Annotated in this window: 1 pseudogene; it reads right to left on the reverse strand. The window is 60.3% G+C overall.

What is annotated here, in order from left to right:
• Positions 1 to 20,778 (reverse strand): annotated as a pseudogene (gene siiEA / locus ACJHWK_RS21705) (BapA-related adhesin SiiEA).
• Between the last annotated feature and the right edge of the window lie 86 nt (positions 20,779 to 20,864).

The raw sequence follows: 20,864 nt of genomic DNA on the forward strand, positions 1-20,864 counted from the left end.
CTACACCACCATCAACTGATGATTCGCCAGCAAAGTGGCAAGGTCGGTATGCACGCCCGTCAGCGTGACCACGTTAGTTGTCGCAAAAGTGCCGCCCGTGCCGTCGCGGTCGATCTGCACGATGGTGTCGCTGCCGCTCTGGGTGACTTTGACAAAATCACCGATATTTCCGGCCTGCGCATCCAGCGTTGCTACGCCGTTGACGTAGCTGGCTTTGCCGTTGCCGGTGTAGCCACTGCCCTGCAACAGCTCGCGAATATCAATGCGATCGGTATCGGCGGTGCCTTCCCATGTCCCTACCGTAAAGCCATTCACCACGTCTGAGCCGTTGCCGCCGGTGGCGTCGCTGGCGTTGAGCAGTTTATAGAGCAAGGTGTCGTGACCGCCGTTGCCGATGTTAAGGGTGTCGTTGCCGCCGCGCCCTTCCAGTTGGTTATCGCCGCTGCTGCCAGTCAGAGTGTCGTTAAAATTCGAGCCGGATATCCCTTCGATATTGGTAAATGTCGAGGTGTTAAAACCGGTAGCCTGCGCGGTGGTGACGCTTAAATTTGCGGTCACACCCACCGTCGAGAGGCGGAAATCAACCACGTCCATGCCGCCGTTCGCAAGCCACGTTCCGGTGCCGGAGCTGTACACCCAGCCGCCGGAACCGTCGTAAGTGTCGGTGCCTGCAGTGGCAAAGAAGGTGTCGTTATAGCCCGTGCCGACGAACTTGCCGTTGTTGCTCGCGGTGCCCGCTTCAGCGCTGAGGTCGTAAGCGTGGGTGGCATCGGTGGCCTGTAAGCCGCCCCAGCTGGTGTTGACCGTCTGGTCGATATTGCTGGCGGTGGTGCCGGTGGATTTGATCAGCACGGCGTTGTAAGTTTCTCCGGCGTTCAGCCCGTAGAAATTGACCAGCGCCGAGGTGTCGTTGACGCCCATACCCGACTGCGGGTTGATGATTTGCGTGGCGACCAGCACTCCCGCCGAGTTGTACAGTTTTACGGTATTGCCGTAATAGACGTTAATGCCGTTAGGATCGGTGATGCGCAGGTGCAGCGAGGTGCCGTAGCTCACCGTGTTGGTGTTGCGAATAAGATAGACGCTGCCCGACTGTTTAGTCACCAGCACATCCACCGCGCCGTCCCAGTCGTAGTCCATTGCCGCCACGCCGCTGGTAGTGCCGCTCTGACTGCTTCCGAGGGCCGATTGTGTCCAGTTGCTGGCGTTGCTGACGTTGGTATAAAGATACGATTGTCCGGTCTGGGCGATACGGGCGATATCCATCAGACCGTCATGGTTCCAGTCCACCGCCACGCTAAACTGGCTGGCATAGGTGGTTGCCGTTGCCCCCACCGCCACCGGACTGCCCAGCACGCCGTTGGTGTTGAATAACAGGGAGCCGTAGTTAGCTCTTCCCTGGCTGGCAGGCAGGAAGAGATCCATATCGCCGTCACCATCGAAATCTGCCCAGGTCATGGAAACGCTGCTGCTCATAGCGCCACTGCCCGCCCCGCTCAGGAAGGTATTGGTGGTGTTCTGCCCCCAGACAAACGTGCCATTCCCCTGGTTGATGAGCGAAGATAGCGTGTAATAGTTGTTCAGGTTGTAGGTGTGCTGAACCAGGTCGATCCTGCCGTCATTATTCAGATCGACGCCGGAACCTTCGTTAAGCGAAAGATACCCCGTCACCGCCCCGCCCACCGTAGCGCTACCGCCGCTGTTCGACGTGGTGGAGTTGCCTACCAGCGTACCTGCGTTGTTCCACAGGAAGGTGTTGGAGTCCGGCCCGCCCGCGTCGCCAATCCAAAAGTCGAGATAGCCGTCGCCCTCTTTATCAAATGCCACAATCGAGCCGTACCACGTCAGCGTGCCGACGGTGACCTGAATAGCGCTGGAAAAGGTGCCGTCGCCGTTATTGGTAAAGCCGTTGATATACCCCGTACCGTAGTCATCACGGGTAATAAACAGATCGCCCGTACCGTTACGGTCGTAATCGGCGATGGAGCTGGTGGCGTAGTTGTTGCCGCTCTGATACAGCGTCAGCGCGGTCTTCGACCAGGTGAGTGGGTCAGTCGATTGCATTACCTGCTGGTTTGCCAGCACCGTCCACATCCCGTGCGAGTCGAGGCCGTAGGTCAGCCCCCAGGCGGTGGTTTTGCTGGTGGTGGTCCAGGTCGGTGTGTAATCAATCGCCGCGTTAACCGTCACCGTGCCGTTGCTAATATTGGCGTTATTGCCGTTGCCCGCCGAGCTTTTTACCTGCGCAGTAACGGTATAGGCGGTCGCGGAAACTGTCAGCGCATCGGTATCCGGCAGTTGCACATACCAGGTGTTGTGCGCCGGATCGACTACCACCGCACCGCCCGGTTCAGAGGTGTAGGTTTTGCCATTGATCACCACTTCAACATACTGCCCGCTGGCGAGTGCCGCCGTGATCACCCCGCTGATAATCGGCGTGGTATCGCGCGTGGTCTGGCTGGTAATTTGCGCCAGCGTGGTCGGAATAGAGGTATCGACCGTCAGGACAAAATCACTGGAGGAGGTGATATTCCCCGCCAGATCCACCACTCGCGCGCTGTAGGTGTAGGCACCGCTCACCAGCCCGCTGTCGCTGTAGGTCCAGTTCAGTGCGCCTACCATCGTTACCGCGCCTAACAGCAGGCCGTTACGGTAGAGGTAAACCACTTCACCGCTGGCAAGCGGGCCGGAGAGCACGCCGTTCAGCAACGGCGTAGTGTCGTCGGTGGCCTGCGAACTGCTTAATGTCCCCTGCCGCTGCCCGACGTCATCAGTGTACGACACAATGGTCGGCGTCGCGGTGGGGTTAATCGTATCGACCACCACCGTTTTCGACACCACCGGACCGGTATTTCCCGCCAGATCCAGCACCCGCACCTGATAAACGTAGCTGCCGTCGGTCAGCGTGCGGCCGTCGGTGTAGGTCCACTGCGTGCCGTTGGTGGTGAGCGTGATCCAGGTCGCGCCGCCGTCGAGGCTAATCTGCGCCACTTCGCCGCTGGCAAGCCCCGCCCCCAGCGAACCGGTCAGCGTGAGCGAGGTATCGCTGGTGATAAAGTCAGTTGCCGAACTCCCCGTGTCGGTGCTGATGCTGGCGATGGTGAGCACCTGCGCCGGGTTCACGGTGTCAATCTGCGCCGACTGGCTGCCGGTTGCGCCAACGTTGCCCGCCAGATCGACCACCCGCACCTGCCAGGTGGTGGTGCCGTTGGTGAGCGTGCGTCCGTCAACGTAACTCCAGTTAAGGCCGTCTGCGGCGACGGTCACGTTCACCCAGGTTGCGCCGTTGTCGGTACTGATTTGCGCGAACTCGTTAGCGCCGAGCGCCGCCCCCAATACGCCGCGCACGGTAAGCGAGGTGTCGCTGGTAATAAAATCGCTGCTGCTGGCTCCGGTGTCATCGCTGATACCGGTAATGGTGATACTTTTCGCCGCTTCCGGGCTGGTGGTGTCGACCACCACATTTTGCGTTGCGGTCTGCCCAACGTTCCCCGCCAGATCCACCACCCGCACCGTGTAGTTCCAGGTGCCGTCGGTCAGTGTGCGACCATCGGCATAGCTCCAGCTGGTGCCGATAACGGTTAACGTGGTCCAGGTGACACCGCCGTCGAGGCTGATTTGCGCCCGTTCATCGGCGGCAAGCGCCGCGCCGAGCGTGCCGCGCACGGTCAGCGTGGTGTCGCGAGTAACAAAATCGCTGCTACTTAACCCGGTGTCATCGCTGATGCCAGCAATGGCGATGGTTTTGCTCGCCAGCGGCGCGGTGGTGTCCACAGTGACTATCTGGCTGGCGGTCGCGCCGATATTTCCGGCGGTGTCGATAACCCGCACCTGATAGTTGTAGTTGCCATCGGTCAGCGTCCGCCCGTCAAGCCAGGTCCAGGTTAAGCCGCTTACTGACAGGTTCTGCCAGGTGGTGCCGCCGTCGATACTGATTTGCGCGAACTCACCAGCAGAAAGCGCCGCGCCCAGCGTGCCGCTCACCGCAAGCGTCGTGTCGCTGGTGACAAAATCGTTAGTGATCAAGCCCGTATCGGTGGTGATCGCGCTAATGGCGATGGTTTTCACCGCTGGGTCTGGCGCGGTGGTGTCGATCACCACATTCTGGCTGTCGGTGGCACCGACGTTGCCCGCTGCGTCAATCACCCGCACCTGATAGAGATAGTTGCCATCGGTCAGCGTGCGGCTGTCGTTATAGCGCCAGGTCGTGCCGGTAACGGTGAGCGTGGTCCAGGTTACGCCGCCGTCGATACTGATTTGCGCCGTCTCGTTACTGGCAAGCGCGGCGGTGAGCGAGCCGTTGACCACCACCGGACTGACGCTGGTGATAAAGTCGCTGGCGCTAAGCCCAGTGTCGGCTTGCAGGGAATCGATATTAATGCCCATCGCCGGGGCGCTGAGATCGACAGTAATGGTGTGATTGCTGCTACCGGTATTGCCAATGGCGTTGCTCACCGAGGCGTTAATCACATAGGCATTGCCGTCCGCCAGCGCGGTTACATCGGCGCTGCCGAGGGTGTAGCTCCAGCTACCGCCCGTTTGCACCGTAGTGGTGTAGGTTTTGCCGTTTAAAGTCAGGGTCAGCGTCTGCCCGATGGGTGCGGTGGTGGTGCCGCTGATCACCAGCGACGAGCCGTGCTCCGCTGCATTCACCACATCATCGCCCGCAAAGGTGTTGATGGTGACGGAGGGGACGTCGCCGTTCAGCGTCACGCCACGGCTGGCGCTGCCGGGGTTTCCGGCCTGATCGCTAACCGTCGCGCTAATGGTGTAGCTGCCGTCGCTTAATCCGGCAAACTGCTGCGCCGGAATAAACACCGACCAGCTTCCGCCGCTGCCGACCGTTGCAGTCCAGCTCTGACCGTTAAAGGTGACGGTCACCGTCTGGCCCACTTCAGCGGTGGTGGTGCCACTGATGGTCTGCCCGGCAAGCTGCTCGGCGTTGTTGATAATATCGTCACCCGCCACCGTGGCGATGGTCACCGTGGGCGCAACGGTATCGACGGTCAGGGCGTGCGTGGTTTGACCGGGATTGCCCGCGCGATCGTTCACGCTGGCGGTAATAGTCTGCGCGCCCTGCCCGAGCGCGGCAAGATCCGCCGCAGGCACGTTAAGCGCCCAGGTGCCATTGGCGGCAACCGTGGCGGTATAGGTTTTGTCGCCAAAGGTGACGGTGACCGTCTGCCCTACTTCCGCGCTGGTCGAGCCGTTAAGGGTTAACGGCTGCTGTTGTTCGGCGGCGTTGAGTCGGTCGTCCGTCGAAACGGTGTTGATGCTGATAACCGGCGCGGTGAGATCCACCGCCACGCTGCGCGAGGCCGTGGCGCTGTTTCCGGCGCTGTCCTGCGCGGAGGCGCTAACCGTGTAGCTGGTGCCATCCGCCAGTGCTGCAACGTCCGCCGCAGGCACGTTCACACTCCAGCTCCCGTTGTTCTGAATGGTAGCGCTGTAGCCTTTGCCGTTAAGCAATACGGTCACTACTGTACCTGCGGCAAAGTTCGTTCCTGTGCCGATCAGGGTCAGCGCACTGCCCGCTTCGGCGGCGTTAATAATATTATCGCCGCTGATGGTGCTGACCGAGAGCGACACTGCCGCCGTGTTTACCTGCACGTTGTGCGTCTGCGTGCTGCTGTTACCTGCGCTATCGGTAATGGTGGCGCTGATGGTCACCGTGCCGTCCGCAAGGCCGGAAATCACGCTGGCAGGCACGCCAACGCTCCAGTTGCCGCTGGCATCGGTGCTGGTGACATACTGCTGCCCGGCGATGGTCACCACCAGGCGGTCGCCCGCCACCGCGCCCGTGGCGGTGCCACTGATAATCTGCGCCTGAGTGTGTTCGACGTTGTTAATCACATCATCGCCCGCCACGGTGTTGAAACTGATGACGGGCGCGGTGGTATCGACGGTCACACCTTTGCTGGCGCTGCCAGGGTTACCCGCCTGATCGCTGACCGTGGCGGTCAGGGTGTAGCCGTTATTGGCAAGCGCGGTTAAGTCGCTGGCGGGCAGCGTTAAGCTCCAGCTGCCGTCTGCCTTCACCGTGGTCTGGTAGTTAGTGCCATTAAGCGTGACGGTGAGCGTCTGCCCGGTTTGCGCCGTGCTGGTGCCGGACACCGTTACGCCCGCCGCCGCTTCGCTGGCATTGATGATGTTATCGCTGGCAATGGTGTTGATGGTGACCGTTGGCGCGGCGCTATCGACGCTGTATTCATGCGTTGCCGTGGCGCTGTTGCCGTTGACGTTAGTCACCCGCACCTGGGCGCTGGCATCGCCGTCACGCAGGGCCGCCATATCCGCCGCCGGAACGGTGGTGCTCCAGCTACCGTTTGCCGCCACCGTGGTGGTGTAGGTTTTACCGCCAAAAGTAATGGTAACGGTTTGCCCCGCTTCGACGCCGGACGTGCTGCCGGAGAGCGTTAGCGCCGCGCCTTTTTCGGCGGCATTAATCACATCATCGCTGGTGATGCTGTTTATGCTGACGGCGACGGTGGTGAGATCAACGGTCAGCGGATGGGTAATGCTGGTTTGCGTTCCGGCACTGTTCGCGCCGCTAACGGTAATATTCAGCGTTCCCGCAGGCCAGTTACTGACATCCGTCGCAGGAACGCCAACGCTCCAGCTACCGTTCGCCAGCACCGTGGCGGCGTAAGTTTGATTATTTATCACTACGGTCAACGCCGTACCTGCGGCAAAGCCGGAGCTGCTGCCGGTGATCACCTGTGCCTGAGCGTGTTCGATGATATTGACCACATCATCGCCCGCAACGGTATCCACCCGCAGACCTGGCAGACTGGCATCGATGGTGATATCGCGCGTGCCGCTACCGGTGTTGCCAACGGCGTTGGTCACCGAGGCATTAACCGTTAACTCACCGTTACCCAGCGCCTGCCAGTCGGCGGCAGGTACGCTCACATTCCAACTTAAATCAGCCTGGACGGTGGCGGTGTAAGTTTTACCGCCCAGTTCAACGGTGACGGTGCTGCCCGCCGCCGCACCGGTTACCTGGCCGCTGATAGTTTGCGCGCTGCCTGCTTCTGCGGCGTTAATAATATCGTCCGTCGTTACCGGATTAATGGTGACGCCCGGTAGCGCGGTATTGACCTGCACGTTATGGCTGGCGGTGCTGCTGTTACCCTGAGCATTGGTGACGCTCGCCGTGACGCTGTAGGTGGCTTCGCCCAGCGCACTGACCGCCGAGGCGGGCACGGTAACGCTCCAGTTGCCGGAGGCGTCAGTGGTGGCGCTGTAGTTTTGTCCGTTCAGCGTAACGGTGATCGCCGTACCCGCAGGCTGATCGCTGGTGCCGGAAAGCGCCAGATCGGATCCTTTTTCCATCGCGTTGATCACATCATCGCCCGCGATGGTGTTGATGCTAATCACTGGCGCGCTGAGGCTGACGGTCACGGTGCGGCTGGCGTCGTCGCTGTTGCCTGCCCGATCGCTGACGCTGGCGGTGATGGTCTGCGCACCGCTACCGAGTGCCGCAACATCCGCCGCTGGAACGCCAACGCTCCAGTTGCCGGAGGCATCCAGGGTGGTGGTGTAGGTTTTGCCGTTGAGCACAACGCTCACCACATCGCCCGCTTCCCCGCCCGTGCTGGTGCCGGAGATCACCAGCGCCTGCGCATGTTCGGCATCGTTGATAATGTCATCGCCCGCCACAGTGTTAATGGTGAGAACCGACGCGGTGGTGTCTACCGCCAGATTATGGCTGGCGCTGCCGGGGTTGCCCGCTTTGTCGTTGACCGTGGCGCTGACGGTGTAATTGCTTGCGCTCAGCGCGCCTAAGGCTGAAGGGGGAACGCTGACGCTCCAGCTACCGTCTGCCTGCACATTACCGCTGTAGGTTGCGCCGTTAAGGGTGACGGTGACCGTCTGCCCGGTTTCGGCGGTGCTGGTGCCGCTGATGGTGAGCGGGCTTCCCGCCTCCGTGGCGTTAAGAATATCGTCGCTGGCAATGGTGTTAATGGTGAGCGTCGGCGCGCTGGCGTCAACGCTGTACGCATGGGTCGCCGAGGCGCTGTTACCGCTCGCGCTGCTAACGCTGGCCTGCACGTTCGCCGCGCCGTCTGGCAGAGTTGCCAGATCTGCCGCCGGAACGTTCACACTCCAGCTTCCGTTGGCGGCGACGCTTGCGGTGTAGGTTTTACCGCCAAAGATGACGGTAACGGTTTGCCCGCTTTCAATCCCGCTGGTGCTGCCGGAAAGGGTCAGACCAGTGCCTTTTTCGGCGGCGTTAATTACGTCGTCGCTGGCAACGGTGTTGATGCTGATTGCCACCGCCGTTAAATCGACGGTGAACGGATGGCTGGCGCTGACCGGATTTCCGGCGCTGCTCTGTCCTGTAACTTCAACGGTTAACGGCCCCGCAGGCCATGCACTGACGCTTGCCGCCGGAATGCCAACGCTCCAGCTCCCGTCTGCCTGTACCGTGGCGGCATAGGCCACACCGTTGATGGCGACCGTCAGCGCTGCGCCTGCATTCAGGCCGCTACTGCCGCCGGTGATTACCAGCGCCTGCCCGTGTTCAATGCTGTTGACAATATCATCGCCCGCCACCGTATCCACGCGCAGCCCTGGCAGGTTAGCGTCAATGGTGATATCCCGCGTGCCGCTGCCGGTATTGCCATTCGCGTTAGTAACTGAGGCTGTAATGGTCAAATCACCATTGCCCAATGCCTGGAGATCGGCTGCCGGAACGGTGACGCTCCAGCTTAAGTTGCTCTGTACCGTGGTGGTGTAAGTGTTGCCGCCCAGCGTGACGGTAACCGTATCGCCAGCGGCGGCGCGAGTCACCACCCCGCTGATGGTTTGATCGTCCCCGGCTTCGGCGGCGTTGATAATATCGTCGCCTGCCACGGTGTCGATGGTGACACCCGGCAGGCCGCTATCGACCAGTAAATTCGCCTGGCTGCTGGCGGTGTTGCCTGCCACACTGGTGGCGCTGGCGCTGACGATATAGTTGGCCTGGCCTAAAGCCGCCAGATCGCTCACCGGCACGGTTAACGTCCAGTTGCCCGCCGCGTCGGTGGTGGCGCTGTAGTTATGACCGTTGAGTGTGACGGTAACCTGTGCGCCGGTCGCCAACCCCGTACTGCTACCGCTAATGGTCAACGGCTGGCCTTTTTCATCGGCGTTCAGGACGTTATCGCCGCTGATGGCGTTAAAGGTAATTGACGGAAGGCCAGTATTGACCGTCACCAGATGCGTAGCGCTGCCGCTGTTTCCGGCGGCATCGGTGACGCTGGCGTTAATTGTCACCGTGCCGTTCGCCAGCGCCGAGACGACGCTTGCCGGAACGCCGACGCTCCAGTTACCGCTGGCATCCAGCACCGTGGTGAAGGTGCTGCTGCCGATAGTCACCGTCACGGTGCTGCCGGTTGCCGCACCCGTGGCGGAGCCGCTGATAATCTGCGCCTGGGCGTGTTCCGTCGCGTTGATCACATCATCGCCCGCCACCGTGTTGATGGTGACAACCGGAACGGAAGTATCCACCGTCAGGTTGTGGTTAACCGAGGCCGGGTTTCCGGCTTTGTCGCTCACCGCCGCGCTAACGGTGTAGTTGCTGGCGGTCAGGGCGCTTACGTCGGCTGGCGGTACGCTGACGCTCCAGCTACCGTCCGTTTGAACCGTGCCAGTATAGTTTTCGCCATTGAGGGTGACGGTCACCGTCTGCCCCGCTTCCGCCGTGCTGCTGCCAGTGATAGTCAGCGCAGCACCCGCTTCGGCGGCGTTAAGAATATCGTCGCCTGCAATAGTGTTAATGGCCACCGTTGGCGCGCTGGCATCGACGCTGTAAGCGTGGGTAGTAGTGGCGTTGTTGCCGTTAACATTGCTGACGCTGGCCTGTGCGCTGGCATCGCCATCACGCAGGGCTGCCATATCTGCCGCCGGAACCGTGGTACTCCAGGAACCGTTAGCCGCGACGCTTGCAGTGTAAGTTTTGCCGCCAAAGGTCACGGTGACCGTTTGTCCGGCTTCGACACCAGAAGTGCTGCCGGTGAGCGTTAACGCCGCGCCTTTTTCAGCAGCGTTAATCACATCATCGGCGGTAATGGCGTTGATGCTGACGGCAATCGCCGAGAGATCGACAGTCACCGGATGCGTAACGCTGACCGAATTTCCGGCTGTGGTGCTACCGCTCGCCGTAATCGTGACCGTCCCCGCAGGCCAGGCGCTGACATCCACCGCCGGAACGCCGACGCTCCATGAGCCATCCGCCAGCACCGCCGCAACATAGGTTTGCCCGTTAATGGTCAGCGTGACGTTACTGCCCGTCGCCAGACCGGAACTGCTGCCGGTAATCACCAGCGCCTGTCCGTGCTCGATGATATTGACCACATCATCGCCCGCCACGGTATCGACCCGCAGACCGGGGAGATTCGCGTCTATGGTGATTTCGCGCGTGCCGTTGCCGGTATTGCCTACGCTGTTCGTTACCGAAGCCGAAATGGTCAGCTCACCGTTGCCCAACGCCTGTAGCGCGGAGGCCGGAACATTAATACTCCAGCTTAAATTCGCCTGCACCGTGGCAGTGTACGTCGCCCCGCCGAGCGTGACGGTTACCGTGTCGCCCGCTGCCGCGCCCGTCACCTGCCCGCTGATGCTCTGGCCCGCGCCCGCTTCGGCAGCGTTAATAATATCGTCGCTCGCGACAACGTTAATGGTGACGCCCGGCAGCGCGGTATTAACCTGCACGTTATGGTTGGCGGAACCGCTGTTGCCATCAGAGTCAGTAGCGGCGGCGGTCACCGTGTAAGTGGCTTCACCGAGGGCGCTCACCCGTGACGCCGGAACGGTCACGCTCCAGTTACCGGATGCATCGGCAGTGGTGGTGTAATTTTGCCCGTTGAGCGTAACGGTTATCTGCGTGCCCGCAGGCTGGTCGCTGGTGCCGGAAATCGCCAGATCCGCGCTTTTCTCCGTGGCATTAATGATGTCGTCGACGGCAATGGTGTTAATGCTAAGTACCGGAGCGCCGAGCGCCACGCTGACACTGTGCGAGGCCGTGCCGCTGTTGCCTGCGGAGTCGGTGACCGTGGCGGTAATGGTCACATCCCCCTGCGCCAGTGCGGAAATCACGCTGGCAGGCACACCGATGCTCCAGTTGCCGTTGGCGTCCAGCACGGTGGTATAGGTAGTCGTGCCAATGGTCACGGAAACCGTGTTACCGGTCGTCGCGCCCGTTGCCGAGCCGCTGATAATCTGCGCCTGAGAATGTTCCGTGGCGTTGATGATGTCATCGCCCGCCACCGTGTTAATGGTGACAACCGGAGCGGCAAGGTCCACCGTCAGATTATGTGTTGCTGAAGCCGGATTTCCGGCTTTGTCGCTGACCGCTGCGCTCACCGTATAGGGGCTGGCAGTGAGGTTAGCTAAATCGCCGGTCGGGACGCTGACGCTCCAGCTTCCGTCTGCCTGCACGTTGCCGCTGTAATTAACGCCGTTAAGTGTCACGGTCACCGTCTGCCCGGCTTCTGCCGTGCTGGTGCCGCTGATGGTCAGCGCCGATCCCGCTTCGGCGGCGTTAAGAATATCGTCCGTGGCGATGGTGTTGATGGTGACGGAGGGTGCAGTGGCATCAACGCTGTATGCATGCGTTGCCTGGGCGCTGTTGCCAGCGACATTGCTGACGCTGGCCTGGACGTTTGCTGCGCCGTCTGGCAAGGTTGCGAGATCGGCGGCTGGGATCGTCAGCCCCCAGCTATTATCCGCGGCAACCGTGGTGGTGTAGCTTTTGCCACCGAAGATAACGGTGATGGTCTGCCCCGCTTCCACGCCGGAGGTGGTGCCGGAGAGCTGCAAATCGCTGCCTTTTTCGGCGGCGTTAATCACATCGTCAGTGGAAAGGGGGTTGATGGTGATCGCCACGGCCGCGAGATCGACCGTGACCGGATGAGTAATGCTGGTTGTGGTTCCGGCAGTGTTAGTGCCAGAGACGGCAATATTGACCGTCCCCGCAGGCCAGTTTGTGACATCTACCGCCGGAACACCGACGCTCCAGGTGCCATCGACGAGTACCGTTGCGCCATAGGTGACGCCGTTGATCACTACCGTCAACGCCGCGCCTGCTGCCAGTCCGCTACTGCTACCGGTGACCACCAGCGCCTGAGTGTGCTCAATGCTGTTAATCACATCATCGCCTGCCACGGTATCGACCCGCAGACCTGGCAGGTTGGCGTCTATCACGATGTCGTGCGTTGCGGTGCCAGTATTACCCACGCCATTAGTCACCGAGGCGCTGATGGTCAGTTCACCGTTGCCCAGCGCCTGCAAAACGTTCGCAGGTACGCTGACGCTCCAGCTTAAATCTGACTGCACGATGGCGGTGTATTGATTGCCGCCAATGGTGACAATCACCGTATTCCCCGCAACCGCCGTTCCCGAGACCTGGCCGCTAATGGTCTGATTAACGGCGATTTCAGCAGCGTTGATAATGTCATCGCCCGCCACGGTATTAATGATTACCCCAGGCAGGAGCGATTCGACCTTCACCGTATGGGTGGTGCTGCCGCTGTTGCCCGCGCTGTCGGTGGCGCTGGCGCTAATCTGGTATACCGCCTCGCCCAGTGCGCCAACCGCCGAAGCGGGCACGGTAACGCTCCAGTTGCCGGTACCGTCGGTGGTGGCGCTGTACGCCAGGCCGTTCAACATCACGGTGACCGTGGTGCCAGTCGCCAGACCGCTGGAGCCGCCGCTGATGGTCAGATCCTGAGTTTTCTCCGCATTATTAATAATATCATCGCCGGAGACGGTATTGATGCTCAGCGTCGGGCCGCTGAGATCAACGGTCACATCGTGAGTCGTGCTGTCGCTGTTGCCCGCGCGATCGCTCAGGCTGGCGGTGATCGTCTGGCTACCGGTTGACAGCGCCGTGACATCCGCCGCCGGAATACCCACGCTCCAGTTACCGGAGGCGTCCAGCGTGGTGGTGTAGTTTTTACCGTTCAGGTTAACCGTGACCACATCACCCGCCGCCGCGCCCGTGCTGGTGCCGCTGACCACCAGCGCCTGCCCGTGTTCGATGGCGTTGATAATGTCATCGCCCGCGACGGTGTTAATGGTGAGATCCGGCGCGGTAACGTCCACCGCCAGCGCGTGATCGGTGCTTGCCGGGTTGCCCGCTTTGTCGCTCACCGTCGCAGTCACGGTATAACTGCTGGCGGTTAATCCGCTTAAATCCGTTGCCGGAACATTCACGCTCCAGGTGCCATCCGCCTGAACGGTGGTCTGGTAAGTGTTGTTATTCAGCGTGACGGTCAGCGTCTGCCCGACCTGTGCCGTGGTGGTGCCGCTGATGGTGATCCCTGCGCCCGCTTCGCTCACGTTAAGGATATCGTCGCTGGCGATGGTGTTGATGGTCACAAGCGGCGCGGTGGCATCAACGCTATACGCGCGATCCGCCTGGGCGCTGTTGCCGTTAATATTACTGACGCTCGCCTGCACGTTGCCCGCGCCGTCCGGCAGCGAAGCAAGATCGGCAGGCGGCACATTCACCGTCCAGCTGCCGTTGGCTTCAACGGTGGTGGTGTAACTTTTGCCGCCAAAGGTGACGGTCACTGTCTGCCCGGCTTCGACACCGCTGGTGCTGCCGCTCACCACCAGCGTTTCGCCTTTCTCCACGGCGTTGATCACATCATCGCCGGAAAGGGTGTTAATGGTGATGGCAACCGCCGCCAGATCGACGGTAACCGGATGGGTAATGGTAGAGGTTGTTCCGGCGCTGTTGGTGCCGCTTACCGTAATATCCACCGTACCCGCAGGCCAGTTGCTGACGTCTGCCGCCGGAATACCGAGGCTCCACGTGCCGTCGGCTAATACCGTCGCGCCATAAGTAACGTTGTTAATCTCGACCGTTAACGCCGTTCCCGCCGTTAATCCGCTGCTGCTGCCGGTGATCACCAGCGCCTGATTGTGCTCAATGCTGTTAATAACATCATCGCCCGCCACGGTATCGACCCGCAGGCCAGGCAGATTGGCGTCGATCGTGATATCGCGCGAGCCGTTGCCGGTATTGCCGACGACGTTGGTCACCGAGGCGTTTACGGTGAGAGAGCCGTTGCCGATGGCCTGAATATCCGCCGCCGGAACGCTGACACTCCAGCTTAAATTAGCCTGCACCGTGGCGGTGTAGGTGTTGCCACCCAGCGTAACAGTAACCGTATCGCCCGCCGCCGCGCCCGTCACCTGGCCGCTGATGGTTTGCGCGTTTCCGGATTCAGCAGCGTTAATAATATCGTCGGTCGCCACCGCGTTAATGGTGACGGCAGGCAAGGCGCTGTTGACCAGCACGTTATGGCTGGCGGAGTTGCTGTTGCCTGCCGTATCGGTGACGTTCGCGGTTACTGTGTAGTTGGCTTCACCCAATGCACTGACAGCCGAGGCTGGCACCGTGGCACTCCAGTTGCCGGAAGCATCTGTGGTAGCGGTGTAATTTTGCCCGTTCAGCGTCACCGTTATCGTGGTGCCTGCGGGTTGATTACTGGTGCCGGTAATTTGCAGATCCGCGCCTTTTTCCGTGGCGTTAATCACGTCATCGCTGGCGATAGTGTTGATGCCAATGGTTGGCGCGGTGAGATTCACGGTGACCGTGCGGCTGGCATCATCGCTGTTGCCTGCCGCGTCGGTAATGGTAGCTGTGATGGTTTGCGGGCCGCTGCCCAGCGCGGTAACGTCTGACAGCGGAACGCCGACGCTCCAGTTGCCGGAAGCGTCCAGCGTGGTGGTATAGGTTTTACTGTTTAACGTAACGGTGATGACATCGCCCGCTTCGCCGCCAGCGCTGGAACCGGAGATTACCAGCGCCTGCCCGTGTTCGGCGGCGTTAATAATGTCATCGCCGGAGACGGTGTTGATGGTTAATACGGGAACGGTGAGATCCACCGCCAGCCCATGAGTGGCGGTTGCCGGGTTACCCGCTTTATCGCTTACCGAGGCGCTGACCGTGTACTGGCTGGCGGTCAGATTGCTGAGATCCGCCGTCGGCACGCTGACGCTCCAGCTCCCGTCCGCCAGGACGGTGCCGGTGTAAGTCACGCCATTAAGCGTGACAGTTACCGTCTGCCCCGCTTCGGCGGTGCTACTGCCGCTGATGGTTAGCGGATTGCCCGCCTCGGCGGCGTTCAGAATATCGTCAGTGGCGATGGTGTTAATGGCAAGCGTCGGTGCCGTGGCATCGACGCTGTAGGCGTGGGTCGCCGAAGCCGTGTTGCCGTTAACGTTACTGACGCTGGCCTGCACCGAGGCGTCGCCGTCGCGTAACGCGCTGAGATCGGCGGCAGGCACGATGGTTGTCCAGCTACCATCGCCCGCTACGGTGGCGGTGTAGGTTTTGCCGCCAAAGGTAACGGTGACCGTTTGCCCCAGCTCCACGCCGGAGGTGCTGCCGGAAAGGGTTAAATCGGCCCCTTTTTCGGCGGCGTTAATCACATCGTCGCCGGAAACGGTGTTAATGGAGATCGCCACCGCCGCCAGATCGACGGTGACCGGATGGGTGATAGTCGTAGTCGTTTCTGCAGTGTTAGTGCCGCTTACAATGATATTCACTGTACCCGCAGGCCAGTTGCCCACGTCTGCTGCCGGAACGCCAAGGCTCCATGTGCCATCGGCTAATACTGTCGCGCCATAGGTGACGTTATTGATCACCACCGTCAGCGCCGCGCCCGCCGCCAGCCCGCTGCTGCTACCGGTTATCACCAGCGCCTGACCGTGTTCGATGCTGTTAACCACATCATCGCCCGCCACGGTATCGACGCGCAGACCCGGCAGGTTGGCGTCTATCACAATATCGCGCGAACCGCTGCCAGTATTGCCAACACCGTTGGTTACCGAGGCATTAACCGTGAGATCGCCATTACCGATGGCCTGAATATCCGCCGCCGGAACGTCCACGCTCCAGCTTAAATTCCCCTGCACGGTAGCGGTGTAAGTTTTCCCGCCTAGCGTTACGGTAACCGTATCGCCCGCCGCCGCACCCGTCACCTGGCCGCTGATGGTCTGCGCCACGCCCGATTCCGCAGCGTTGATAATATCGTCGCTCGCCACCGGATTAAGGGTGACGCCAGGCAGCGCGGTATTGACCTGCACGTTATGGCTGGCGGAATTGCTGTTGCCCGCGCTGTCGGTGACGTTCGCCGTCACCGTGTAGCTGGCTTCGCCCAGCGCACCGACAGCGGAAGCAGGCACCGTGGTGCTCCAGTTGCCGGAAGCATCTGTGGTGGCAGTGTAATTTTGCCCGTTCAGCGTAACCGTAATTGTGGTGCCCGATGGCTGATTGCTGGTGCCGGAAATTTGCAGATCCGCGCCTTTTTCGGTGGCGTTAATCACGTCATCGGTGGCGATGGTGTTAATGCCAATGGTCGGTGCGGTAAGGTTAACGGTGACCGTGTGCGTCTCACTATCGCTGTTACCGGCGGCATCGGTAACGGTCGCAGTCACGGTTTGCGGGCCGCTACCCAGCGCGGTGACATCCGCCGCCGGAACGCCGACGCTCCAGTTGCCAGAAGCATCCAGCGTCGTGGTGTAGGTTTTATTGTTTAGCGTGACGCTAACGACATCCCCCGCTTCTCCGCCAGTGCTGGAACCGGAAATCACCAGTGCCTGCCCGTGTTCGGCGGCGTTAATAATATCGTCGCCCGCAATGGTGTTGATGGTAAGTACCGGAACGGTGAGATCCACCGCCAGATTATGCGTGGTGCTCGCCGGGTTGCCCGCTTTGTCATTGACCGTGGCGGTCAGGGTGTGGCTGCCATCGGTCAATGCCTCAAGATCTGCCGCCGGAATATTGATGCTCCAGCTGCCGTCCGCCTGCACCGTTGCCTGATAGGTCTGCACGGTCGGGCTATTGAGCGTTACCGTAACAATCTGCCCCGCTTCAGCGGTGGTGCTGCCGCTCACCGTCACACCCGCATCGGCTTCGCTGGCGTTGACGATATTGTCGCTGGCGACGGTATTGATAATGATGGTCGGGGCACTGCTGTCGACGCTGTAGTTATGCACCGCCGAGGCGCTATTGCCGTTAATATTGCTGACGCTGGCCTGCGCGGAGGCGCTGCCATCGGTTAATAACGCTAAATCGGCAGCGGAAACGGTGGCACTCCAGCTACCATCGCTCGCCACGCTGGCAGTGTAATTTTTCCCGCCAAAGGTGACGGTGACCGTTTGCCCGGCTTCTACATTCGTGGTGGTGCCGGAAAGCGTTAAATCAGCGCCTTTTTCTGCGCCGTTAATCACATCGTCCGTGGCGATAGTGTTGATGGTGATAGCCGCCGGAGTGAGATCCACCGTTACCGGATGCGTAATGCTTATCGGATTTCCGGCGCTACTTTCCCCGGATACAGCAATAGACACCGTCCCCGCAGGCCAGGCGCTAACCTGCGCCGCCGTGACGCCCACGCTCCAGCTACCATCGGCCTGCACCGCAGTGATGTATTCCACATTGTTAATCGTAACGGTAAGCAGCGTGCCTTCAGCCAGCCCCGAGCTGCTGCCGGTAATCACCAGCGCCTGCCCATGCTCGATGATATTGACCACATCATCGCCCGCCACCGTATCGACCCGCAGACCGGGCAGATTGGCGTCGATGGTGATATCCCGCGAGCCGCTGCCGGTGTTGCCGTTTTGATTGGTGACCGAGGCGCTCACCGTTAAATCGCCATTACCCAGCGCCTGAATATCTGCCGCCGGAACGCTCACGCTCCAGGTGAGATTGCTGCCCACCGTCGCCGTATAAGTATTACCGCCCAACGTAATAGTTACTGTGTCGCCATCTTCCGCGCCAGTAACCTGCCCGCTGATGGTTTGCGCGACGCCTGCTTCGGCGGCGTTAATAATATCGTCGGTTGCCACCGGGTTAATGGTCACGCCGGGCAGCGCGCTGTCAACCAGCACGTTATGGCTGGCGGTGTTGCTGTTGCCGATACTGCTGGTTACCGCCGCCGTTACCGTGTAGTTGGCCTGGCCCAGTGCGGTTACCGCCGATGCCGGAACGGTGACGCTCCAGTTGCCGGAGGCGTCGGTCGTGGTGGTGTAATTTTGCCCGTTCAGCGTTACGGTGATGGCGGTATTAACAGGCTGATCGCTGGTGCCGGTGATCTGGAGATCGGCTCATTTTTCGCTGGCGTTGATCACATCATCGCCCGCAATGCTGTTAATGCCGATAAGGGGCGCTGCGGTATTGACCGTGACGGTCAATGACTGGCTGCCGCTGTTTCCTGCGCGGTCGGTTACCGAGACGCTGACAGGATAACTGCCGTCCACCAGTCCGCTGACAACGGAAGCCGGAACACCCAGACTCCAGTTGCCGGAACCATCCACCACCGTGGTGTAATCGGAATTATTTAACGTAACGGTGACAATATCGCCCGCCTGCGCGCCAGTAACCGTGCCACTGATGATTTGCGCCTGGGTGTGTTCCGGCGTGTTGATGACGTTATCGGTCGCCACCGGATTAATGGTCACCACCGGCGGCGTGGCATCGACCAGCGCCACCCGTGAAACGCTGGTCGGGTTACCGGCGACATCGTTCACGCTGGCGGTGACCGTGGCGTTGCCGTCAGCCAGTGCGTCAACATTGGTGGCGGGAACGGTCACGCTCCAGGTGCCGTCGGACTGCACGACGCCCTGATAGGTCTGCCCATTCAACGTAACGGTCACCGTCTGCCCCGGCTGGGCGTCAGTGGTGCCGGTGATGGGAAGATCCTGCCCGCTTTCGGCGGCGTTGATGATGTTATCAGCGGTCAGTGGATCGATGCTCAACGTCGGGGCCTGGCTGTCGACGGTAATGGTGCGGGAGGTGTTGCCGGTATTGCCGCTGAGATCCGTCACAGAAGCGGTAATCGCCACCGCGCCGTCAGGCAGATTTCCCATCGCGGCGGCAGGTACCGTCAGACTCCAGGAGCCATCAGCCTGCACGGTAGTAGTAAAACTCTGTCCAGCCAGGGTTACTGTGACGGTTTGTCCTGTCTCGGCCTGTTGAGTGCTACCGGTAAGGGTCAGTGGCGCACCTTTTTCTGCGCCACTGATAATGTCATCGCCGGAGACGGTGTTAATGGTGATTAACGGAGAGACACCGACCAGCGTGATTGCTCGAGACGCCGCGCCGGTATTTCCTGCAGTATCTGTCACGGTGACGAAAATCGTATTGGCTCCGCGATCCAGCGTGCGGGTTACCGCCAGGTCCAGCGCCACATTCCAGCTGCCATCTGCCAGCACAATGCCCGTCAGGACATGAGTGCCCAATTTCACCGTTACCGTATCGCCAGGAGAAGCACCGCTGACTTGTCCGGAGATGATCTGCGCGACGGCCTGCTCGGCATTATTAAGAATATCGTCGCCCGCCACGGTGTTAACGCTGACCACGGGTGCTGAGGTGTCTACCGTGAAATTCGCGCTGTTGCTGGTGGTGTTTCCTGCCCGATCGCTGACACTGGCATTGACAGCGTAGTTCCCCTCCGCCAGTGCCTGTACCTCCGTGGCAGGCAGCGTCACTTGCCAGGTTCCGTCGCTACCGACGGTTACTGAATGGCTTTTCCCGTTGACGGTCAGGGTTACGGTTTGCCCCGCTTCTGCATTCGAAGTGCCGCTCAGTACCAGCGCGGCGTTATGTTCCGCAGCACTGACGATGTTGTCCTGAGCGATAGTGTTGATGGCAAGCGTTGGCGGTTGGGTATCGACCGTTAAAAGCTGCGCGCCGGTGACCGTATTGCCTGTGGCGTCTTTCCCGCTGACCAGCACTGCCTGATTCCCTTCGCCTAACGCCTGCGCATCGGCGGTCGGTACCTGCACGCTCCAGGCACCGTTAGCGCCTACGCTGGTGGTGTAGGTTTTGCCGTTTAGCGTAACGGTGAGTTCTGTTCCCTGTGCCAGATGACTACTGGTGCCAGAAAGCGTAAACCCGGCGGCCTGTTCGCTGGCGTTAATAATGTTATCGCCTGCGGTGGTGGCAACCTGCACGCTGGCCTGACTATTGTCGATGGTTAACGTTATCGAACCGGCGTCAGTGATGGTACTGCCGACAATTTGCACCACTGACCAGGTATGTTCACCTGCACTTTGCGTGGGTAACGAGACACTCCAGTGACCGTTGTTGTCTACCTGAGTACTGGCAATAGTATTGCCGTTACTGTCTTTAATCTGAATAGTCGCCCCCGCCTGCCCGCTGCCGCTAAAGGTTGGCGTGGTGTCATCGGTGATGTCATTGGTGGCGAGAATGCCGCGCTGATCGCCCTGATTATCGGTAACTAAAAATGATGGTGTGGCGTTGCCAGGCTCAGCGGGTGGCGTAGGGTTATTAATCACTTCCGTTTTCGAGTCGCCATCACCACCGCTTGCCAGCAGTGCACCAAGCGCACCACCACCTACCGCCGCCCCCGCCAGCCAACCCCACGGGAAGGCGCTGGTCTGAGCAACGGTATCAAGAAATGGCGCAATGCTTTCAATCGCAGTGGTCTGGGCAGTCAGTTCTACGGGGGCTAAACCACCCGCAGCAGTATCGGCAAAGGTGACATGGGTTAGCTGTTGCCCATCGGCAAACACCAGTTCCGATTGTTCAGCGGTATTCGCCGCTTGCAGGAAATAACCGTTGCAACGGATCACCGTGCCGTCCTGCATATAGATCAGCAGGTCATTTCCTTCACGGACGTAACGCGAAACGGCAGAGGCCTGAGCATGAACCTGCACCACGGAAGGCTCATAAATAACAACCGTGACGTCGCCAGGATTAATCAGCGTTTGTTTGACGGATGTTTTACGCGAAATAACATCAATAATCAGGCTCATAATGGCATTCCTGATAAATGGCGCATATCCTTAGCGAGTCCATTTATCTAAATAAGACAAAGGTAATCACTTAACAACGAGGCATA

This window comes from Escherichia sp. WS547 (assembly GCF_046486065.1).
GTDB classification, from domain to species: Bacteria; Pseudomonadota; Gammaproteobacteria; order Enterobacterales; family Enterobacteriaceae; genus Escherichia; species Escherichia coli.